A 20992-nucleotide genomic window follows, 5' to 3' on the forward strand; every position below is an offset into this window, starting at 1 on the left:
TTTCACTGATAGAAGAGCGTACGGTCTTTGGCGGGTGATCGAGTCGTGTTGAGGGTATAGGGCGTGTTGAAAATATCCCTGCTCCCCGCCAAAATTTTGGGTGCACTTCGATAGCTGTTTGGTTTTCGAGCTTGGAAAATAATTCTGGTGGTTTTGCCCGAGGTGCTAAGCCAAGTGCGAGGTGGCCAAATGAGCGCCGCCAAGATTTGAAAATAAGTCCCAGTTTGCCCTGCATCTGTTGATCTTGCCAACAGACACGGGGCGAGCATCCATCACGCCGCTGTTGATTCTTTCTTGATCCTGTACACCGTGGCGACACCACACTCAGCCAGCTTGGCAATTTCATCAGCAGACATGGTTGGATGCTTCCGCATCAGCGACTGTACCTCAGCCCATTTGGCAGCGTTCCTTCCCTTACCAGATGGCTTCCATTCAGGGTCAGCAGCCTTTTTGTTCTCCAAGCCCTGTTTGATGCGTTCCACGCGCTTCTCTTGATCCAGTCGTGCCATGGTGGCCATCAAATCAATCAACATGTTGTTGATCACATCCATGATTTGCCCAGTGATTCCCTTTGCTTCAACCAGCATATGACTGGTAGGCAGATCAGCTACAACCAGACGCAATCCCTTTGCCTTGATAGTGGCCTTAAGAGTGTCCCAGTCGGCCTGTGAGAGGCGGCTCAGGCGATCTACGGACTCAACCAATAGCACGTCTCCACTCTCGGCCTTGCCAAGCAAGGCGAGCAGCTCAGGGCGGTTAAGCTTGGTCCCACTGATGTTCTCGGCATACACGCCAACGATGCTCAAATCCTTCTCGGTAGCGAACGATTCCAGAGCAACTCTTGCACGATTTGCGTCTTGATCTTTGGTCGATGCACGGAGGTATAAGTGGGCATTCATGGCTGGCTATCCTTTATCATTGGATTTGATAGTCAAATGATAATCGAATCATATAGCATTCAGCAATAGTCTACTGATAGCTTCTTGCTGACCTCCACCGCACTACCAGATACGTCTACTGCTTTGATAGTGGTTATTGCCGGAGCTTGAGAATTCCAATGGTGATAGCAGACGCGTTCGCATCGAGAGTCTGCAATGCAGTGACGGCGTTCTCGTGGGTTTCGCTTGAGCCACTGGCTTTAGCCCATAGGGCCTCCTCTTCGATTGCAGAAGCCAGAGCGTGCTGGTTGTGCAGCGGGAGTGTTAGAACGTCTGCTATAGCTATATGGACATCTGTGTTTTCTGCCATGGGTGGTCATCCTTGAGGGGTGGCAAGGATAGTAGTTCAACTTGAGGCTGGCTGAGGCTGTAGTGCGGATATGCCAACAGGAGCCTAAGCACTGGGAGGTTGGTGGCATTGCCGAATGGCCAGTACACTCAGGCATGACCAATTCGAAGCAAGGTGAGTGATGGGAAACGTTTTTGAGAAGCCTTTTGATACTGCACGTCAGTTGCTTGACTACGTTTCACCTCTTAATGAAGTTTGGAAAAACGGCAAATACGTCTTCAGGGGCCAGCCAAGCGACGAATACAAGCTAACCCCTTCTGTATGCCGTAATGGCGAGGGGTCATTTGGGTACGGCTCCCCTCGAAGAATGTTCGACAAATCAAGTTCAGGCCAAGTCCGCTTTGAACTAGACATTCTGAAGAAATTCTTAGATGGCTGTGACCGGTCTGGATTGATTGTGCCCGGATATACAGAACAGATTAGAGACAGGTTGCTAACTGCTCAACACTCGTTCATGAGTGGACACAGACCATGGCCTCAGCAAGAAATGCACCAAATCATGGCGATAGCTCAGCACTATGAAGTGCCAACCCGCCTTCTAGACTGGACTGATCGAAGCTTTGTTGCATGTTACTTCGCCGCAGCATCAGCGAGCTTTGAGATTGACTTTATGGGGATGCCAAAGATTGCTGTGTGGGCGCTGGAAACAACTTCTGCTCCTTTCTGGAAAACGGTGAAGATCATTCGACCACCGGGAGGCACAAGCCAGAATCAAGCGGCTCAGTCTGGTTTGTTCACTGCTCACCACGCGAAGGATTACAGTGTAGACGATACATACACGACTGATGCACTTGAGGACGTTCAAGAGATATACGACATAACGAGTGGCTATGCTCCGCTTATCAAAATGACGCTACCATTAAGTGAAGCACCGGACTTGTTGGAGTTGTGTTCAAAGATGGGAATTGATGGCTCAACCCTCTTCCCCGGATTCCACGGTGTCGCAAAGATGGTTAAAGACTGGGGTAATGTCGAGATTGGAGTCAGGCATACACAGTCAGCAATAGACGAATACAACGCTGATAGCTTCGACCATGATCCAGACTTCCATTGATAGCAAAAAAAACACGATAATGGCTGATAGCCATTGAAAAGCCAGTATCCTGCCCCCATACCTTGATCACACCGCACTTCGCGGTTAGTCAGGCTACAATGAGAAAGGATGCATCATATGATCAAGGTAATGCTGTCGCTGGACCTCACAAATGCAAAGGATAACCGACCTGAGTTCTATAGCGCCTTGGAAGACGCTGGTTGGAGAAAGGCACAAAATGTTGATACCGTCTGGTTGCAAGATTTCAGTAAGTATACAAGTCTCGATGAGCAGACTCTAACCAATATTAGGAATGATATTGCTAGGCCGCTCCTAGATGCTTATAAAAACCTAAAGCTGGATAAAATTTACTACGTCGCCCAAATAGGTAACGGCGCAGTCATTAGCCGCGTAGTTGAAAAACGTAATGGCGAGCTGAAGGCTTACGTTGAAAACCTGTTTTGATTAGCTAATCCTGTAAGAATCCGGTGACTAAACACCACCGGATTTTAAGCAGTAGGTAAACCAGATACACCACTTCCCGGAGTAACACCAGTGTGTTTGTGGGTATCAAATGGAATCCCGTTGAATGCCCATGTTTCGCTGATTTTGGTGTTGCCCGTTAGTAACCTAGCCATCATAGGAAATCCCCGCCTATCTCCCCAACTCCTTCTCCACCAAGAGAATCAGCGTGTATGGGCTGCACTTCAACGCACCGGCTAACTTGAATAGGATTGCAATCGTAGGCTGATTGACGCCCCTTTCGATCAGACTGACGTAGTTGCGTTGCACATCTGCTTCCAGTGCTAACTGTTCTTGGGTCAGGCTCGCTTCCTGTCTTTTCTGTCGCAGTACACGCCCAAAGGCTACCCCGATCTCCAATGCAATCCCTCCACGCTAGTGAGCGGGCACTGTCATGGTTGAGCATCGGCGGGTCTTCACAATATACTGTGAATATCACATCCAAATAAATGAAGCCCACCGTTGGTGTGGGGAATCACCATGCGGAGCAATGACGCTCACAACAATAAAATCGACAAACAGATCAATCAGATCATGCTCTATAAGACGCAAGGCTTGAGTGATGCCGGCACTTACCAACAAATCAAGAATGACCAATTGAACTCTGATGTGCTTCAAGGGCGAGTGATCTTTGTGATTCTGGTAGTGGTGTTTCTGTACTTCTACTTGCGCTAACTGCTGCACACGTAAAGCGGAGCTTTGAGCATGAGACCCTGCCAGCTTCGCTGAAGTGTGTTTGAGCCAAAGTGTTCGCATCGAAAGCGTGAGCTTCAACTGTACTCAGCTACGGCGTGACCGCCGACTTTTCTTCGGATGTACTCTAATAATTAAATGAGATTTACACAAAATCAGCTCTTCATCAGCTCTTCGCTTTTGATCTTGCTCTTCTTTGTTGGTGCAAAAATGAATGCGGAAGTATTCAGTGCTCCTTCGTTAGCGGATGCTGACAGTTATACACATCACCTTCGGTGGAAGCAGATCAAGAGCTTGGATGTTGATACTATATTAATTTACTGGAGTGCTGATCCAGAATCGGGACGATACGACTGATTTTATTAAAACTGCACACCTTTCCTAGTAAGGCTCTTAGGATCAATGTGCATTTTTTACCTTGCAAACTAAAGCTAGGGTTGCGATGTGCAACTGGTTTTAACTTAAGCTGCTTGGCCTGCTCGCCAGTCCTCTCTCCAGCTTGATAGTGTGTTTCGATGCACACCAGTCAGGCGAGAAATTTCAGCATTCTTCTTGCCTTGTACAAACAACTCGCAGACTTGAACTCTACGTACGTCCACAGTCTTTCTACGATCCTCCCCCAATGGACATATTACAGACAAGCTCCAATCGATCACAGCATGTGGCATATAGGTGGCGGTAAGATAATCAGCCACTCGCCCATCCTGCACAAACAGCTGTATCGGCTTTGTATTACTTCTGTCTCGTACGGCTGTCCGAGTTGCTGCCTGCAAGCTAGGTTCCAGCAATCTAGTGATGATAAATCCTTGGAGAAATACACGACCATATTTAGTTGCCAGAAACTCCAGTCCAAGCTGATCGGATGGCGATGGATTTCCACCAAACAGAAGAATTGCATCAGTTTCGGCCTGATACTCGTTCAAGCCTCGACTGTCAATTGAACAGCGATGCACGTCATCCCTTGGCAGCCATCTGAAGACTGCCCAGTTGTTACTGAACAGCAAGGGAGTTCCATTGGCTCGCGGGAGAACGATCTTCAGAACTTCGTCAATCACCAGAGCTTGTCCCTGCTTGTGCTGGTCCATAGTGCTGCCGTCATGAGCAACCATGGTCATAGTAGTTTTGCTGAATTTTCGCCCCTCTGGCATGACAGGATAAATCGTGACAGCGGATGTATAGCCGTCAAATGCTGGCGTGAATTCTGACCTTGCGTATGTGAATTCATGCACTTGAGCAAAGTCGTCGAACTGGCTACCAATTACACTGGCCGCAAGTACGTGCACCTCTTCTGCAGCGGCGAAAGTATCCCAGCAACTGGACTCAACAACTGATCGAACATACCTGTCCCCATTGGGAATCGCCGAATCAATAAAAACCGGATGCCCATCCAGCAAACATTCATAGATGCGAGCCCCTTCTTTGCTCAGCATCGACGTGCGTTCAGCTCCAGCAGATACCGCCTTGAAAGTCGCCAATGATGTTGCAATTGCATCGGCACAGCCTTCCCGAATGTGAAGGCGTCCATCCTGCTCCACTGCATTCACGAGCAGTTGGGCGAGCTCTGACGGCTCGAATAGGAAGGCTGGAAAATCAACCACGGGCGGTAACTCGTCAATGACTAGCATCCACCCCTCAAGCATATCGGCCCCTACCGCGAAGATGCTCTGATGTGTCGTGATTATCAGGTGGCTTGTTTTTCTCTTCAGAGCTGTTACCAGTTCCGAGCCAACGTGATCACAGGTGTTGGAGTTGATGGCGCAGTAAGACATGCCAGCAGGCAAGCGGTCGACAAAGCTATCAGTGAGATTGAGGGTAGGTAGTGCGATAACGATGGAGTGTCCCGCAGAAAGCAGGGACGAAATCTGGCTAATGAGTGCCTGAGTCTTGCCCGCTCCTGGAGCGGAAACTGCGGTGTGGATTACTTTATTCTGGACGATACTGGTCATCTTAATTTCTCCTATTCAAGTTCATGTCATTGGCGTTACCTCGGGTATTGCCGGTTGAGTTGGTTAAATACCGTCCACAAAAAAGCCCCATCTAAAACGCTGTAGTAACAGTGTTCGCGTGAGGCTCTTCGAGGTGTCGGTCTGTCTGTCTGGACAGAAAAAGATAATGCACTTTTGTACTGCTCTTGTCAATGTCTTCTGTTCGCGTAGTGGCGAAGTTTTGATCTGTGAAATTTGTCTTGTGTCTTTCTAACGCATTCTTCTGTTCGTCAATTTCAGTACGAGTCTGCAGAAACTGATTTCCGGTACGGAATGCACTCTTTGCTTGGTTCGTAGGCTCCTTAGGCCCCATAAACACTGGCTGTGCGGAAATGGTTGATTGGGATATGAAGATAAAAGGGGGTGTTTTACAGGGGTTTTTTATGGGTTTTCGATAGGTTTTAATTCATCAGAAACTATCGCGGAAACTCCGATCGAGTCACTTGACATGGGGGTTGAGCGTGTTCTTGATGGGGTGCTGAAACTTCTTCAGTCACCCGCTCACATTGCGTTGTGGGCTGATCAGGTTATGTGTTGTAAAGCCTCCATCATTGCTCTTAAAGGCGTCCTGCTACCGTAGACCCCGAATGTCACAGCACTATCCTCATGGCCAACGATTCGTTTGATCAGCGAGTCTTGTACGCCAGCATCCCGAAGTTCATCGATCAGGGTATGTCGAAATGAGTGGAAGGTCTTCTTCGGGTCAGTGATTCCCCGTTTCGTCTTATAGCGTCCGAACCATTTAGACACGGCATGCCCTAGCTTCCCCCTTACAGGCTCAAGTTCTGGGAATAGCCGATCTGATCCACTCGCCTTGATCAACTCCACATGCAGCAGTAGGCCATGTTCTACCAGGGCACGGTGGAGAGGCAAAAGGCGACGGCTACTGGAGTTTTTCAGGTTCTGGCCTTCAGTGCTGTCATCGATTCGTATGCATTGAAGTTCCTGCTGCTGGATGAAGTCATCAATTCGTAGCTGACATAACTCCTCCAGCCTTGCACCTGTGTAGCGACCCAGCAGTGGTATCCAGTACCGCCACGGATGTTTAAGGGACAGTGTTTTAAGTTCGTCGAAATCTAGAAGTGCTGTCAGATCATGTTTATCAAGTGACAGCCGTGCTTCCTTCGCAGAGCCAGTCATCATCTTGAGTCCGGTCAAGGGATTATCTTGAATGTACCCGTTGGCTTTGCACCAGTTGAGAAAGGCTGAAAGTTTACGCAGACGGTTGTTAACCGTTACTGCTGTGACAGCTTTGTAGGTGCTACCAGACTCGACCACCTGTAGTAGCGTCTTGCCTTTGAACTCAGGTCGTAGTCCGAAGTATTGCGGGCAACGGCTCAGTCGATCTTTCAGCAGGCGTGCTTGATGTACATCGAATGCAGCAATTGGCATGTCGCCCATCAACTCAAACAAGTCTCGCAGTGAGCGTTCCACCTCGTGCGTGCTGACCTCACGCCATGTGCCACCACGTTTGCCTTCCTCTATATATTTCTTGGATAAGGTGCCAAGGGTAGGGCTGGTGCTGGCGCTTACTTGCTTGGGTGAAATGGCTGAGGGGCTCCGTACGACAGATTGGATTGCTGGTGCGGGCGTAGCGTCTAGCCACCTAGTACACAGCGTACGGAGCGCCTGAAGGTCTGCTAGAGGGTGTTCAAGTAAATGCTCGTGCACCTTCTGAGCAATGTGGCTTGCAGTGAATAACGCGGACTGACGCTCACGCAGGTTGAGGCTGAAGCGTAGGGTGTGCCGATTAGGGAATAGGTGCTTGGGCAGCCGCAGATTCATGTAGTAAACGGAGTTGCGGCGGACGATGTAGGCCATAAGTGGAACACCAAAGTGGAACAGTCGAGTGGAACAATGCTGACTGCACCCCAGATTTATGACTCCCCGTACGGTGTGTCGGTACGGGTGCTTGGAAGCAACCTCAAAAGCCTTAAACCCTTACCCCTTGTGGGCTGCAACGATTACCCGAGCATGCTTGCATGCCGCCTGGTCAGAGCCGGAAGGCAGCAGCCACAGCGGGAACATTGTGTGCCGGGGTGTGGCTGGTGGGGTTGCCTCCATTTTAAGAATCCTCAATTCGCAGGGTTTTTAGTCCAAAACAAAATCTTCTCCTCTATAAATCTCGACGGCTGAATGCTTGGTCGACGTATTTTCATGTCTGCATTGAAATGCCCGGCCATGAGCGCCTGAGCAGTTAAAAGCGCGCACCGGATGCAATTTTGCCCCTGCTCCGCTAGCATTAGCCCCTTCCGCTTTTCAGACGCGACGGTTATCAATGAGTTATCAGGTTCTTGCACGTAAATGGCGTCCGCGCTCGTTCCGCGAAATGGTCGGCCAGACCCATGTGCTCAAGGCTCTGATCAACGCTCTGGACAGTCAGCGCCTGCACCACGCCTATCTGTTTACCGGTACGCGCGGCGTCGGCAAGACCACCATTGCGCGGATCATCGCCAAATGCCTGAACTGTGAAACAGGTATCACCTCGACGCCGTGTGGGACGTGTTCGGTGTGCCGCGAGATCGATGAGGGGCGTTTTGTCGACCTGATCGAGATCGACGCCGCGAGCCGGACCAAGGTCGAGGACACGCGAGAGCTGCTCGACAACGTGCAGTACGCTCCAAGCCGTGGGCGCTTCAAGGTCTATCTGATCGACGAAGTGCACATGCTTTCCAGCCATTCCTTCAATGCGCTGTTGAAAACCCTCGAAGAGCCGCCGCCCTACGTCAAATTCATTTTGGCGACCACCGATCCGCAAAAGCTGCCGGCGACGATTCTGTCTCGCTGCCTGCAGTTCTCGCTTAAAAACATGACCCCCGAGCGCGTTGTCGAGCATTTGACCCATGTGTTGAGTGTCGAGAACGTGCCGTTCGAAGACGATGCACTGTGGCTGCTGGGCCGTGCCGCAGATGGTTCGATGCGTGACGCCATGAGCCTGACCGACCAGGCGATTGCCTTCGGTGAGGGCAAAGTGTTGGCGACGGATGTGCGGGCGATGCTCGGCACGCTGGATCACGGCCAGGTATTTGATCTGTTGCACGCTTTGATCAAGGGCGATGCACGGGCACTGCTGGAGGCTGTGCGGCACTTGGCCGAGCAGGGCCCGGACTGGAATGGTGTGCTCTCAGAGATCCTTAACGTTTTCCACCGCGTGGCGATTGCCCAGGCGTTGCCGGAAGGCGTCGACAACGGTCACGGCGACCGCGACCGGGTGCTGGCGTTGGCGCAAGCGATGCCTGCCGAAGACGTACAGTTTTATTACCAGATGGGCCTGATCGGCCGGCGCGATCTGCCGTTGGCGCCAGACCCGCGTGGCGGCTTTGAAATGGTCTTGCTGCGAATGCTGGCCTTCCGCCCGGCGGACACCGGCGATGCGCCGAGTCAGCCGCTAAAGCCAGTGGGGATCAGCCAGGCCACAGTTGATTCCGCCAACACCGTGGCGGGCTTGACGGCTGTTGCGCCGGCCGTTACACCGCGCGCAGAACCCGCTCCGTTGGCAGTGGCTGCGCCGGTGCCTGAAGTTGTGGCTCCTGAGCCTGAGCGGGTGGTCCCTGTGGTGGCTCCTGAAGCACCGCCAGCAGCCGAAATCGACTTGCCCTGGAATGAGCGCCCGGCGCCGGTCATCGAGGACGAGATCACGCCAGAGCCTGTACTCGAGACTGTCAGTGAGCAGCCGGATTTGCCGCCCATGCCGCTACCGACCCCGGACAGCGTGGTGCCGGACGCGCCGGAGTGGGTTGCCGCACCTGTTCACGAGCCAACGCCCGAGCAGGTCGACACCGCGCTCTCAGGGATGGACCGCGACGACGAGCCGCCGCTGGACGAAGACTACATTGAGCCGGACATGGATTCTGCGGCCTATAGTTACCTGGACGAGTTGGCCAGCGAACATGCCGTCGAGCCGCAACCTGAGCCCGAGCCGTTACCGGCAGCCATGCCTGCCACGGGCCTGGCCCTTGAATGGCTGAACATGTTCCCCCAATTACCGGTATCAGGAATGACAGCCAGTATTGGCGCCAACTGCACCTTGATTGCGGTTGATGGCGATGACTGGCTGTTGCACCTGGACCCGGCCCATAGCGCCCTGTTTAACTCGACCCAGCAGCGCCGCTTGAATGATGCGTTGAACCAGTTCCATCAGCGCACACTCAAAGTGACCATTGAGCTGGTCAAGCCTGAGCAGGAAACCCCGGCCCAGGCCGCTTCGCGCTTGCGTGCAGAGCGTCAGCGCCTGGCCGAAGAGTCCATCTACGCAGACCCGTTGGTCCAGCAAATGATTGAACAGTTCGGCGCAGCCGTGCGTGACGATACGATTCAACCTGTCGATGTTGTTGAGGCGCAGGCCTCGTAACACCGGCTAGATACTGACAGCCCGCAGTCGTTGTGACTGCGGGTGCATTGTGCAAATAACGTTTGAGGTGATTCCCATGATGAAAGGTGGCATGGCCGGCCTGATGAAGCAGGCGCAGCAGATGCAGGAAAAAATGGCCAAGATGCAGGAAGAACTGGCCAACGCTGAAGTCACCGGTAAGGCCGGTGGCGACATGGTGACGGTGGTCATGACCGGCCGTCACGACCTCAAGCGTGTGAACATTGACCCAAGCCTGCTTGAAGGCGTGAGCGAAGATGACCGCGAAGTGCTGGAAGACTTGTTCGCCGCTGCAGTCAACGACGCCGTGCGCAAGATCGAAGCCAACAGCCAGGACAAAATGTCCGGCGTAACCGCTGGCATGCAACTGCCACCGGGCATGAAGCTGCCGTTCTAAGGCGCTTGATAATGCCGGGCCCAGCGCCCGGCATTTTTTTGCCTGCCGGTTGGCATTTGACGCTGGCCCGGACCACGGGTATAAACCGCCTCTCGTTGTTTTGTCGGACCTTTCTCTATGAGCTTCAGCCCCCTTATTCGCCAACTGATCGATGCCTTGCGCACGTTGCCGGGTGTCGGCCAAAAGACCGCACAGCGCATGGCCCTGCAACTGCTCGAGCGTGATCGCAGTGGCGGTTCGCGTTTGGCGCTGGCCTTGAGTCAGGCGATGGACGGTGTGGGTCATTGCCGCCAGTGCAGAACCCTGACCGAAGATGATTTGTGCCCGCAGTGCGCCGACGTGCGCCGCGATGACGCCTTGCTTTGCGTGGTGGAAGGGCCGATGGACGTCTACGCCATTGAACAGACTGGCTATCGCGGACGTTATTTTGTGCTCAAGGGGCATTTGTCGCCCCTGGATGGCCTTGGGCCTGAGGCCATCGGGATTCCGCAACTGATGACGCGCATTGCCGAACAGGGCACTTTTAAGGAAGTGATCCTGGCGACCAATCCGACTGTGGAAGGTGAAGCCACTGCGCACTACATTGCCCAGTTGCTGAGCAGCAAAGGCCTGATCGCGTCACGCATCGCCCACGGCGTCCCGCTGGGTGGTGAGCTGGAACTGGTCGACGGCGGCACCCTGGCGCATTCGTTTGCCGGGCGTAAACCGATCGCTTTGTGACGTTTTAAACGCCGCCCTCACCCCAACCCTCTCCCGGAGGGAGAGGGGGCTTTACCGAGGTGTTCTCAGGTTCAGCGCAAGGCATTTAGATAGCAGAAAATCTAAAGTATCCCCCGATCAGTTCCTTCTCCCTCCGGGAGAGGGCTAGGGTGAGGGTTCTTGATTTATTCAGTCAACGAAAACTCAGTCAGGCAAAACGTCGGCACACCCACTTCCTGCAAGCGCCTTGAGCCGCCCAATTCGGGCAAGTCAATAATCGATGCCGCTTCAAACACCTGCGCGCCCATGCGGCGTACCAGGTTCACCGCCGCCACCAGCGTCCCGCCCGTGGCGATCAAGTCGTCGACCAGCAGCAGCGAATCGCCTTCGCACAAACTGTCTGCATGCACCTCCAGAAGCGCTTCGCCGTATTCCGTCTGGTAGCCTTCAGCCAATACGTCAGCGGGCAACTTGCCTTGCTTGCGAAACAGAATCAGCGGTTTGTTAAGTTGATGCGCAAGCACTGAGCCGATCAGAAAGCCACGGGCATCCATGGCGCCGATATGGCTGAAATCCACTTCGACGTAACGCTCGATAAAGGCGTCGGCGATCACGCGCATGGCGCGGGGCGACTGGTAGAGCGGGGTGATGTCACGAAAGATCACGCCGGGCTTGGGGAAATCAAGCACCGGACGGATCAGGGATTTGAGGCAGAAGTCGTTGACCATGGGGGTGGGTGTCCTGGCGGGCTTCGGAGCCGCCAGTATACCCCTCATACGCTCTACTTAGGCTTCTAGCGAACCACCGGCCAGAGCGCACAGCTTGATCGGGTCAAGAATGTGTACTTCTTTGCCTTCTGCGGTGATCAACTGATTTTCTTGCAGGCGGGTAAACACCCGGGAGACGGTTTCAACGGCCAGGCCCAGGTAGTTGCCGATCTCGTTGCGCGACATGCTCAGGCGGAACTGGTTGGCCGAGAAGCCACGGGCACGGAAGCGCGCAGACAGATTGACGAGGAAGGTGGCGATACGCTCATCGGCGGTCTTTTTCGACAGCAGCAACATCATTTGCTGATCGTCGCGAATTTCGCGGCTCATGATGCGCATTAACTGCCGGCGCAATTGCGGCAGTTGTACAGATAGTTCGTCCAGACGCTCGAAAGGGATTTCGCAAACAGGGGTGGTTTCCAGTGCCTGAGCCGAAACAGGATATGTTTCAGTGTCCATGCCTGACAGGCCGACCAATTCGCTCGGCAAGTGAAAGCCGGTAATTTGTTCTTCGCCGCTGTCACTCAGGCTGAATGTTTTGAGTGCTCCAGAACGTACGGCGTAGACCGAACCAAAGGTGTCACCCTGGCGAAACAGAAACTCGCCTTTCTTCAGTGGCCGACCGCGCTTGACGATTTCCTCTAACGCATCCATGTCTTCCAAATTCAACGAAAGTGGTAAACAGAGAGGGGCAAGACTGCAATCCTTGCAGTGAGCCTGGTTATGAGCGCGCAGTTTTACTGGCTCGGACATTTCTTCAATCCTTGTGGGAAAACACACATAAGATGCAAGGGTAACTCAGCACGATGGGTGAGGCTAGGGCGCACCGGGTCGCGAGTCGGCCTCAAGTTGCAAAACGCACGGTCGATAGCGTGGTAATTGATATCCATTGTGAGCGAATTCATGTCGTCGATAGGTGCAATGACGTTTGGTCAAACTGGCATACCACCCAGTATTGAACCTGCCAAAAACACCCAAGAGGGGGCCACAGCCAACAAGGGGGCCAAGGCCGATAAAGAAGAGGCGCCGCCACCGGCTGAAGGGGTCAAGGTGACGATCTCCGGGGCAGCCCTGAAGGCGGCCAGCGCTAGCAAGAATGAAAACAGCGATATTGAAGACAGTGGTTTGCCGGAGAACATTCAGAGCATTCTGAAGATGATCCGCGCTATCAAAAAGAAGATCGCTGAACAAATGGCCAAGCTGCAAGCGATCATGACCAACCGCAGCCTGAGCCCGGAACAAGCCCGGACTCAGTCGATGGCGTTGCAGGCCGAAGTGGCCGGTTTGAACGCATCGTTGACCTCGGCCAACAACAGCTTGAACAAGGCGTTGCAAGAGTCCGGGGCGAGCAGTGAGAGCATCGTCAAAGCCGCGTCCCTGGCCATGAAGTGATGACGCGGGTTTAGATCACCCGCGAAAATCGTTGCCGGGGCTGCTGTGCCAGATACGCGTCGAACGCCATGCACACCGAGCGCACCAGCAACCGCCCTGCGGGCAGGACCGTCAGTTGCTCGTTGTTCAGTGCAATCAGGCCATCGGCCGCCATCGCCTCCAGCTCAGGCCATTGCGCAGAAAAATAGCCCCTGAAATCGATGTTGAAGGCCTGTTCGATGCGCGCGAACGGCAGGTGCAAATTGCAGATGATCTGCTGGATGACTTCGCGGCGAATCCGGTCGTCCTGATTGCACAGCAAGCCACGGCTGGTCGCCAGTTGCTCGCTGGCCAGCGTGTGCTGGTAAAGGGCAATGTCGCTGTTGTTCTGGCAGTACAGCTCGCCGATCTGGCTGATGGCTGACACGCCCAGGCCGATCAGATCGCAATGGCCGTGGGTGGTGTAACCCTGAAAGTTGCGCTGCAAGGTGGACTCTTCCTGGGCAATCGCCAGCTCATCGTCGGGCAAGGCGAAGTGGTCCATGCCGATATAGCGATAGCCCGCGCCAGTCAGTTGCTCGATGGTGTGTTCGAGCATCTGCAGTTTGTCGGCAGGCGAAGGCAAATCACTGGTATTAATCCGTCGTTGCGGTTTGAAGCGCTCCGGCAAGTGCGCGTAGTTAAACACCGACAAACGATCCGGCTGCAGGCTGATCACTTCCTCAACGGTGCGCGCGAAAGCCATCGGGGTTTGCTTGGGCAAGCCGTAGATCAGGTCGATGTTGATCGAACGAAATTGCAAGGTACGCGCCGCATCAATCACCGCGCGGGTCTCTTCCAGGCTTTGCAGGCGGTTGACCGCTCGTTGCACGGCGGGGTCGAGGTCTTGCAGGCCGATACTCACGCGGTTAAAGCCCAGTTCGCGCAACAAGCCCATGGTCGACCAGTCGGCTTCACGTGGGTCGATTTCGATGCCGTAATCGCCGGAGTCATCGTCCAGCAAATTGAAGTGCTCGCGCAGGTGGCCCATTAGCTGGCGCAGTTCGTCGTGGCTTAAAAACGTCGGTGTACCGCCGCCAAAATGCAACTGCTCAACTTTTTGCCTGGGGTCGAGGTGGCAGGCGACCAGACTGATTTCCTGTTCCAGGCGTTTCAAGTACGGCTGGGCGCGGCCACGGTCTTTGGTGATGACTTTGTTGCAGGCGCAGTAGTAGCAAATATTGGCGCAAAACGGCACGTGCACATACAGCGACAGCGGGCGCATGGCTTTGCGGCTGTCGCGCAGGGCGTGCAGAAAGTCGAATGGACTGATCTGATCATGAAACTGCATCGCCGTGGGGTACGAGGTGTAGCGCGGTCCGGCGAGGTCGTAACGACGAATTAAATCGGAGTCCCAACGAATGGCGTCGAGCATGCGGGCATTCCCCTGGGATGGCTGACAATGCTCAGGAGTCTAGGGGCTGCGAATTTGTCGCACCTTGATTTGCATCAACGCCAGCTCTGGCTCAGATCATGCGTTAGCTTCGCCAGGCTCTAACGGTTCAATGCCCCATCAACCAATGCTGATGCGGGCCGGGCAGGGTCCAGAGGCCGAACAGCATCACCAGCAACCCGCCGGCCATGCGTACGCTGCGCTTGCGCAGCACGGCAGTCATGCGTTCAGCCGCAAGGCCCGTGGCCAGTAACACGGGCCATGTTCCCAGGCCGAAAGCCAGCATCAGCAAAGCGCTGGTCAGGGCGCTGCCCTGGCTGGCTGACCAGATCAAAGTGCTGTAAACCAATCCGCACGGCAACCAGCCCCACAGGGCGCCCAAGAGCATGGCGCGGGGCAGGCTCGATACCGGCAACAGGCGGCTTGCCAGCGGCTGGATATGCCGCCACAGCCCGCGCCCCAGGCTTTCGATGCGGGTCAGGCCGCTCCACCAGCCTGCCAGGTACGCGCCCATCATGATCAGCAACACCCCGGCCAGTATCCGCATCAGCATGGCGGCCGGGCTGTTGGCGACCGCCCAGCCTGCCAATCCCAGCAGCAAACCCGCCGTGGCATAGCTGAGAATTCGCCCTAAGTTGTAGGCCAGTAACAGCTTGAAGCGTCGGCTGCGTTGCTCTTTGGGAATGGCGAATGTCAGCGCGCCCATCAGGCCGCCGCACATGCCCAGGCAATGCCCGCCGCCCAGTACGCCCAATATGAACGCCGAGACCAGTAGCGGGGCTAACTCAAGCATGGGGTGGCACGTGCTGATCGGATTTATTCACAGCGTGCCCGTGAGAGCCTTTGGCCTCTTCCACGGCAGCGGTATGTTGCGGGTCTTGGTCGTCGAACAGAATGCTGTGCGCAGGGCTGTCCAGATCGTCGTACTGGCCGCTGTCCACGGCCCAGAAGAAGATAAAAATGGCGATGCCAACAATCAGCAACGCCGCGGGGATCATGATGTAAAGCGCTGGCATAAAAGCTCCAGGCGACCGGCTCAGGCCGGTAGCGGGCGAAGGTCTGACGTGGGCGGGGCAGGCGTCTGACGCGGCATGCGGGTCAGACGCAGGGCGTTAAGCACCACAGTCAGCGAACTGATCGACATGCCGATCGCGGCCCAGATCGGTGTGATCCAGCCCAACGCCGCAAAAGGCAGCATAAGGCCATTGTACAAACCGGCCCACAGCAGGTTTTCGATGATCACCCGGCGGGTTCGCCGGGCCAGACTAAACGCTTGTACCAAAGCGTCCAGACGATTGGACAGAAGCACCGCATCGGCACTGGTCTTGGCCAGATCGGTGGCCGAGCCCATCGCCACGCTGATGTCGGCCGCCGCCAGCACCGGCACGTCATTGACCCCGTCACCCAGCATCAACACTTTGCGCCCTTGAGCGTGCAGGTCTTGCAGCACCCGCAGTTTGTCGTCCGGGCGCATGCCGGCCCTGGCCTCGTCAATGTTCAACTCTGCAGCCACACTGGCAACCATTGGCGAGCTGTCACCAGACAACAGCAGCGTATGCCAGCCGCGCGCCTTGCACGCGGCGACCAGTGCCGCAGCGTCAGTGCGCAGGCGGTCGTCGAGTACCAGCCAGGCCAGCGCGCCTTTGGTGTCCCCCAGCAGCAACCATTGGCCGGGTTCATCCGGCATGTCCGCAGTTGCGCAGTGGCTGAGCGCGCAGACAAAGCCTGGCTGACCGATGCGCAAGCGTTGCTCGCCCACCACGCCCTCAAGGCCCAGCCCCGGCGTACTCTGCACATCTTCGGCGGCGTGCGGGGCGCGGCCAAAGGCGCGGGCAATCGGGTGCTCAGAGCGGTTTTCGAGCGCGGCAGCCAGGGCCAGGCACTGGTCAGGGTCCAAATCGCGCAGCGGGCGAATGGCACGTAATGCGAGGCGGCCTTCGGTCAGGGTGCCGGTTTTGTCGAAAATCACCGTGTCGATTTGATTCAGCCCTTCGAGCACATGGCCGCGGGTAAGCAGCAAGCCCAGTTTGTGCAGGGTGCCGGTGGCGGCGGTCAAGGCGGTCGGGGTGGCCAGCGACAGCGCGCAAGGGCAGGTCGCCACCAGCATCGCCAGCACGATCCAGAACGCGCGCGACGGGTCGAGCTGCCACCACAGCAGGCCAATCGCTACTGCCGCAATCAAAGAGAACAGCAGGAACCATTGCGCAGCCTTGTCGGCAATTTCGGCCAGCCGCGGCTTTTCGCTTTGGGCGCGCTCCAATAAACGCACGATGGCCGACAGGCGCGTGTCCTGGCCCAGAGCCAGCACCTGCACCGTCAGTGCGCCCTCGACGTTCAAGGTCCCAGCGGTCACCGCATCGCCCACGGTGCGCGGCTGCGGCAGGTACTCGCCGGTCAGCAAGGACTCATCAATGCTCGATTGGCCGTCAAGAATCTTGCCGTCGGCCGGGAGCACCGCGCCGGGGTGGACCAGTACCTTGTCAGCGACCTTCAGCTCGTTCAGCAGAATGCGTTCGCTTTGACCGTCTTCGCCCAGGCGCAAGCACGAAGCGGGTAACACGTTGACCAGTTGCGCGGTGGCCGCCGCCGTGCGTTCGCGGGCGCGGCGCTCCAGGTAGCGCCCGGCCAGCAAGAACAGGGCAAACATGCCGACTGCATCGAAATACAGCTCGCCATCGCCGGTGATCGCGGTCCAGATACCGGCCACATAGGCACCGCCAATGGCCAGCGATACCGAGACATCCATGGTCAGGTGGCGAGTGCGCAGGTCACGCATTGCGCCTTTGAAAAACGGCGCGCAGCTGTAAAACACGATGGGAGTGGTCAGAAACAGCGCGACCCAGCGCAGGATGGTGTGCATCTCGGGGCTGAGGTCGATATTGAATTCGGGCCAGGTGGCCATGGTTGCCATCATCGCCTGAAACCACAGCAGGCCGGCCACTCCCAACTGGCGCAAGGCCAGGCGGTTTTCGCTGGCCAATTGTTCTGCCGCTTTATCGGCTTGATACGGGTGGGCGGCGTAGCCGATATGGCGCAACTCGCTCAACACGTCACTCAAGGGCAACTGGCTGTCTGCCCAGCGGATGTGCAAGCGGTGGTTGGACAAGTTCAGCCGCGCCTCACTGATGGCGGGCAGGTGCAGCAGGTGTTTCTCGATCAGCCAGCCACAGGCGGCGCAACTGATGCCCTCGATCAGCAGTGTGGTTTCAGCCTGCTCACCCTCATGGCGAACAAACGGTTTTTGCACATCGGGGCGGTCATACAGGGCCAGCTCTTCGGCCAGCTGCACCGGTAACGCCTGGGGGTTGGCCGAGGCCTCGCTGCGGTGCTGATAGTAGTGATCCAGCCCGCCGGCCACGATGGCCTGCGCCACCGCCTGACAGCCCGGGCAGCAGAATTCACGGCTCTGGCCCAGAACATCGGCGGTAAAGCGGCTGCCGGGCGGAACGGGCAGGGCGCAGTGGTAGCAAGGCGTGGGAGTGGTCATGGGGTATACCTTTTACTGCTTGTGGCCTTCCGCGCCTGGAATCGGCTCGTCGCCCAGCATCAGGTCTTTGTCATGGTCGACCAGTTCTTCTTCAAACAGGCGCCAGGTCTTGCCATCTTCCACTCCCAACAACTCCACAAAACGCCGACCTTCCACCTTGTCATCCAGTTGGCCGGTGTAGCGTCCAGGCGCTGACGGGCTTTGGATCAGGATAAGGCCGCGGTCCTTTTCAGGCTGGGTCGGCGAAATCAGGTTCAGCTCCAGGGTTTTCGGCTGGCTGTTACCTTCGAGCAGCAGCACCACTTCGCCGGTCAACTCGTCCAGTCGCAGCTTGGCCTTCAGTTGCAAGGCTTGCCCCAGCAGTTCGCGGTCCAGCGAGCGGTTTATGCCCTTGCCCGCCTCGTAGTAATTGTCGTTAACCAGGTTGTCCGGGTTCTTCACCGCAATGGTCACCATCGACAAGGTAAGCGTCACCGAGCAGGTGAGAATGGCAATGATGATCCATGGCCAAATGTGTTTGTACCAAGGGCTGTAGGCGTTTGCTGCGGGCATGGACAGTTTCTCTTAACGAATATGAGGGCCGATGAATCGGCTCTTGGCTTTAACAGTGATGTCGTTGTTGTCGGCATCTTGAAGAATGAAATACACCTCGTTGGTGCTGGACGGCAGTTGTTCCGGGTCAACCGACAACTCGACCGGCAGGCTGACAATATCGCCTGCCGTGACGCTGATTTCGCGTTTGCCTTGCAGCTGCAAGTCCGGCAAACCGCTGGCTTGCAGCACGTAGGTATGGTCGCGCTGGTCCTTGTTCATGATCTTCAGGCTGTACACGTTTTCGATCCGGCCCTCGGCATTTTCGCGATACAGCACGCGGTCTTTGCTGACGTCAAAGCCCACCAGCGAGCGCGTGAAGAAAGCAGCCGCCAGCAGGCCCATCATGGTCAGTAGCACTAGGGCATAGCCAATCAGGCGCGGGCGCAGGGTGTGGGTTTTCTGGCCTGACAGGTTGTGCTCAGTGGTGTAGCTGATCAAGCCGCGCGGGTAGTGCATCTTGTCCATGATGTCGTCGCAGGCATCGATACAGGCTGCGCAGCCAATGCATTCAATCTGCAAGCCGTCACGAATGTCGATGCCGGTGGGGCAGACCTGAACGCACATCGTGCAGTCGATACAGTCACCGAGGCCCTGTGCCTTGTAGTCGCTGTCTTTTTTGCGCGGGCCGCGCACTTCGCCACGACGTGGATCGTACGAAACAATCAGCGTGTCCTTGTCGAACATCACGCTCTGGAAACGCGCGTACGGGCACATGTAAATGCACACTTGCTCACGCAGCCAACCCGCGTTGCCGTACGTGGCGAGGGTGAAAAAGCCTACCCAGAAGTAAGCCCAGCCATCGGCCTGGCCGGTGAAGAAATCCACCACCAGTTCGCGGATCGGGGCGAAGTAGCCAACAAAGGTCAGGCCGGTGACAAATCCAATTAGCAGCCACAGCGTGTGCTTGCTGAATTTGCGCACAAACTTGTTGGCGCTCATCGGTGCCTTGTCGAGCTTGATGCGCTGGTTGCGATCACCTTCGGTGATTTTTTCGCACCACATGAACACCCAGGTCCAGACGCTTTGCGGGCAGGTGTAACCGCACCATACGCGGCCTGCGTACACGGTAATAAAAAACAGGCCGAAGGCCGCAACGATCAGCAGGCCCGAGAGCAGGATGAAATCCTGTGGCCAGAAGGTGGCGCCAAAAATAAAGAATTTGCGTTCAGGCAGGTTCCACCACACGGCTTGATGTCCGCCCCAATTGAGCCAGACGGTGCCGAAATACAGCAAGAACAGCAGGGCGCCACCGACCATGCGCACATTGCGGAAAAACCCGTGGAAAGCGCGGGTGTAGATTTTTTCTCGCGCCGCGTAAAGGTCGATGCTTTCAGTGTTTTTAGAGGCAGGCGGCGTGACGTTTTGGACTGGGATCTTATCGCTCATAAGGGCTTACCACGGCAGTGAAGTGCCACGGCCAGTACGTGCCAACCGCGGTCAGAAGGTGTTGCAATGGCGCAATGATACCCCTGAGACTCTAGCGCAAGGGTGCGACCTTTGGTCGCGTTCCGAAAATCTGAAACTTGGTATAGGAGTTGCGCTGAGTCATGACGTGGATCAATTGACTTAAGGCGCTGACTACGGTGTCAAAACTGTGAATCATGGTTCCCACGGGTTGAGTAAAGGGGCTCCGCTCAACGCAAAATCCTGGGTATTGCGGGTCACGATGGTCATGCCATGGACCAGAGCTGTCGCGGCGATCAGGGCATCGCACTCATTGCTGCGGTCAGGTACATGCAGGCGCGCGCAGCGCCTGGCTACGGTGCCGTCAATGGACAGGATGCGCCCGGCAAATGCCGGTACTACGTACGCCTCAAGCCAGTTGCGCAACGGCGCGGCCTGCCTGGGGTCCTGGCGTTCCAGTCGCAGAATGCCGGTTTCAATTTCAAGCAGGGTAATGGCCGAAATATACAGTTTGTAAGCCGGTATGCTGCCGGCCCAGGCCACCACGGCAGGGTGTGCCTGGGGTTTGCGAAGTTCTGAAACCACGTTGGTATCGAGCAGGAACATTAGAGGTCCACTGGGCGCGGCGCGATGATTGCGCGTTCGGGTTCGAATTCAACCGGTGGTGTGTCGGGCATGACGAGCAGGTCGACGATGCTGGTGTTTTGGCCGGTCAGTCTTTGGTACTCCTCCATGCATAGCAGTACATGGGCGGGGCGGCCACGGTCGGTGATGTAAACAGGCCCTTGTTGCGACGCTTTTTTGGCACCGCTTGTGTCTTGATTGAATTCGCGGCTTGAAATGGTGGTGATGGTCATGGAGTGGTTCCTCCCCAAAAAACGAATGTAGTAACGTTACTACTTAAAGCCCAAGCTAACCATCTCAAAAATACGATGAAACAAAACCCCCGCCG

General features: G+C 55.8%; 22 protein-coding genes. 7 read left to right on the forward strand and 15 right to left on the reverse strand.

Annotated elements, in window-relative coordinates:
* Positions 1 to 272: 272 nt before the first annotated feature.
* Positions 273 to 899: a recombinase family protein gene (locus ACJJU9_RS08485; protein ID WP_407730454.1), complete on the reverse strand. Its 627-nt coding sequence runs from the start codon at positions 897 to 899 to the stop codon at positions 273 to 275.
* 133 nt (positions 900 to 1032) lie between these two features.
* Positions 1033 to 1248, reverse strand: a complete 216-nt coding sequence (locus tag ACJJU9_RS08490; RefSeq protein WP_407730455.1) for a hypothetical protein — start codon at positions 1246 to 1248, stop codon at positions 1033 to 1035.
* A 160-nt stretch (positions 1249 to 1408) separates the two neighbouring features.
* Between ACJJU9_RS08490 and ACJJU9_RS08495 the strand changes: the two genes are divergently transcribed.
* Together ACJJU9_RS08495 and ACJJU9_RS08500 are read left to right on the forward strand one after the other, a co-directional pair.
* On the forward strand, positions 1409 to 2341 hold the full coding sequence (locus tag ACJJU9_RS08495) for an FRG domain-containing protein (RefSeq protein ID WP_253499817.1): 933 nt from the start codon (positions 1409 to 1411) through the stop codon (positions 2339 to 2341).
* Between the two features lie 117 nt (positions 2342 to 2458).
* Positions 2459 to 2785: a hypothetical protein gene (locus tag ACJJU9_RS08500; RefSeq protein ID WP_407730456.1), complete on the forward strand. Its 327-nt coding sequence runs from the start codon at positions 2459 to 2461 to the stop codon at positions 2783 to 2785.
* Between the two features lie 189 nt (positions 2786 to 2974).
* Here the strand turns inward: ACJJU9_RS08500 and ACJJU9_RS08505 are convergent, their stop codons facing one another.
* Positions 2975 to 3202 carry a helix-turn-helix domain-containing protein gene (locus ACJJU9_RS08505; RefSeq protein ID WP_407730457.1) on the reverse strand — a complete coding sequence of 76 codons (228 nt, stop codon included), beginning with the start codon at positions 3200 to 3202 and terminating at the stop codon, positions 2975 to 2977.
* 120 nt (positions 3203 to 3322) lie between these two features.
* On the opposite strand from ACJJU9_RS08505, the gene ACJJU9_RS08510 reads away from it, so the two are divergent.
* Complete coding sequence (locus ACJJU9_RS08510) at positions 3323 to 3517, forward strand: hypothetical protein (RefSeq protein WP_407730458.1); 195 nt, start codon at positions 3323 to 3325, stop codon at positions 3515 to 3517.
* 479 nt (positions 3518 to 3996) lie between these two features.
* Here ACJJU9_RS08510 and ACJJU9_RS08515 read toward each other — a convergent pair whose 3' ends face one another.
* Both ACJJU9_RS08515 and ACJJU9_RS08520 read right to left on the reverse strand, forming a co-directional pair.
* Complete coding sequence (locus ACJJU9_RS08515) at positions 3997 to 5481, reverse strand: hypothetical protein (protein ID WP_407730459.1); 1485 nt, start codon at positions 5479 to 5481, stop codon at positions 3997 to 3999.
* Between the two features lie 561 nt (positions 5482 to 6042).
* The gene (locus ACJJU9_RS08520) at positions 6043 to 7341 is read right to left on the reverse strand and encodes a site-specific integrase (protein WP_407730460.1); all 1299 of its coding nucleotides are present in this window, start codon (positions 7339 to 7341) and stop codon (positions 6043 to 6045) included.
* Between the two features lie 457 nt (positions 7342 to 7798).
* Here ACJJU9_RS08520 and dnaX point away from each other — a divergent pair, with 457 nt between their 5' ends.
* From dnaX to recR, 3 genes are all read left to right on the forward strand, one after another.
* Complete coding sequence (dnaX, locus tag ACJJU9_RS08525; protein ID WP_407730461.1) at positions 7799 to 9871, forward strand: DNA polymerase III subunit gamma/tau; 2073 nt, start codon at positions 7799 to 7801, stop codon at positions 9869 to 9871.
* 76 nt (positions 9872 to 9947) lie between these two features.
* The gene (locus tag ACJJU9_RS08530) at positions 9948 to 10286 is read left to right on the forward strand and encodes a YbaB/EbfC family nucleoid-associated protein (RefSeq protein ID WP_048368816.1); all 339 of its coding nucleotides are present in this window, start codon (positions 9948 to 9950) and stop codon (positions 10284 to 10286) included.
* A 117-nt stretch (positions 10287 to 10403) separates the two neighbouring features.
* Positions 10404 to 11006, forward strand: coding sequence for a recombination mediator RecR (recR, locus tag ACJJU9_RS08535; RefSeq protein ID WP_407730462.1), 603 nt, complete (start codon positions 10404 to 10406; stop codon positions 11004 to 11006).
* Between the two features lie 164 nt (positions 11007 to 11170).
* Here the strand turns inward: recR and ACJJU9_RS08540 are convergent, their stop codons facing one another.
* Positions 11171 to 11713, reverse strand: coding sequence for an adenine phosphoribosyltransferase (locus tag ACJJU9_RS08540; protein WP_048389980.1), 543 nt, complete (start codon positions 11711 to 11713; stop codon positions 11171 to 11173).
* Positions 11714 to 11770: 57 nt separating this feature from the next.
* Positions 11771 to 12505 carry a fumarate/nitrate reduction transcriptional regulator Fnr gene (gene fnr / locus ACJJU9_RS08545; RefSeq protein ID WP_048368819.1) on the reverse strand — a complete coding sequence of 245 codons (735 nt, stop codon included), beginning with the start codon at positions 12503 to 12505 and terminating at the stop codon, positions 11771 to 11773.
* 168 nt (positions 12506 to 12673) lie between these two features.
* Here fnr and ACJJU9_RS08550 point away from each other — a divergent pair, with 168 nt between their 5' ends.
* Positions 12674 to 13144 carry a hypothetical protein gene (locus ACJJU9_RS08550; protein WP_407730463.1) on the forward strand — a complete coding sequence of 157 codons (471 nt, stop codon included), beginning with the start codon at positions 12674 to 12676 and terminating at the stop codon, positions 13142 to 13144.
* 10 nt (positions 13145 to 13154) lie between these two features.
* Here ACJJU9_RS08550 and hemN read toward each other — a convergent pair whose 3' ends face one another.
* The 8 genes from hemN to ACJJU9_RS08590 all read right to left on the reverse strand — a co-directional run bounded on the left by hemN (position 13155) and on the right by ACJJU9_RS08590 (position 20897).
* Complete coding sequence (gene hemN / locus ACJJU9_RS08555) at positions 13155 to 14537, reverse strand: oxygen-independent coproporphyrinogen III oxidase (protein ID WP_048389984.1); 1383 nt, start codon at positions 14535 to 14537, stop codon at positions 13155 to 13157.
* A 127-nt stretch (positions 14538 to 14664) separates the two neighbouring features.
* Positions 14665 to 15348: a sulfite exporter TauE/SafE family protein gene (locus ACJJU9_RS08560; protein WP_153326634.1), complete on the reverse strand. Its 684-nt coding sequence runs from the start codon at positions 15346 to 15348 to the stop codon at positions 14665 to 14667.
* Positions 15341 to 15571 (reverse strand): cbb3-type cytochrome oxidase assembly protein CcoS, encoded by a 231-nt coding sequence (gene ccoS, locus ACJJU9_RS08565; RefSeq protein ID WP_407730464.1) that lies wholly within the window; start codon positions 15569 to 15571, stop codon positions 15341 to 15343. The genes ACJJU9_RS08560 and ccoS overlap by 8 nt, the downstream gene beginning before the upstream one ends.
* A gap of 20 nt (positions 15572 to 15591) precedes the next feature.
* On the reverse strand, positions 15592 to 18042 hold the full coding sequence (locus ACJJU9_RS08570; RefSeq protein WP_407730465.1) for a heavy metal translocating P-type ATPase: 2451 nt from the start codon (positions 18040 to 18042) through the stop codon (positions 15592 to 15594).
* Between the two features lie 12 nt (positions 18043 to 18054).
* Entirely contained in the window at positions 18055 to 18594 is a 540-nt protein-coding gene (locus ACJJU9_RS08575; RefSeq protein WP_153338069.1) for a FixH family protein, read from the reverse strand.
* Positions 18595 to 18606: 12 nt separating this feature from the next.
* Positions 18607 to 20022, reverse strand: coding sequence for a cytochrome c oxidase accessory protein CcoG (ccoG, locus tag ACJJU9_RS08580; protein ID WP_407730466.1), 1416 nt, complete (start codon positions 20020 to 20022; stop codon positions 18607 to 18609).
* 213 nt (positions 20023 to 20235) lie between these two features.
* Complete coding sequence (locus tag ACJJU9_RS08585) at positions 20236 to 20646, reverse strand: type II toxin-antitoxin system VapC family toxin (protein WP_407730467.1); 411 nt, start codon at positions 20644 to 20646, stop codon at positions 20236 to 20238.
* Positions 20646 to 20897 carry a type II toxin-antitoxin system prevent-host-death family antitoxin gene (locus tag ACJJU9_RS08590; protein WP_048368827.1) on the reverse strand — a complete coding sequence of 84 codons (252 nt, stop codon included), beginning with the start codon at positions 20895 to 20897 and terminating at the stop codon, positions 20646 to 20648. The genes ACJJU9_RS08585 and ACJJU9_RS08590 overlap by 1 nt, the downstream gene beginning before the upstream one ends.
* Positions 20898 to 20992 lie beyond the last annotated feature (95 nt).

This window comes from Pseudomonas helleri (assembly GCF_045830615.1).
Taxonomy (GTDB): Bacteria; Pseudomonadota; Gammaproteobacteria; order Pseudomonadales; family Pseudomonadaceae; genus Aquipseudomonas; species Aquipseudomonas helleri.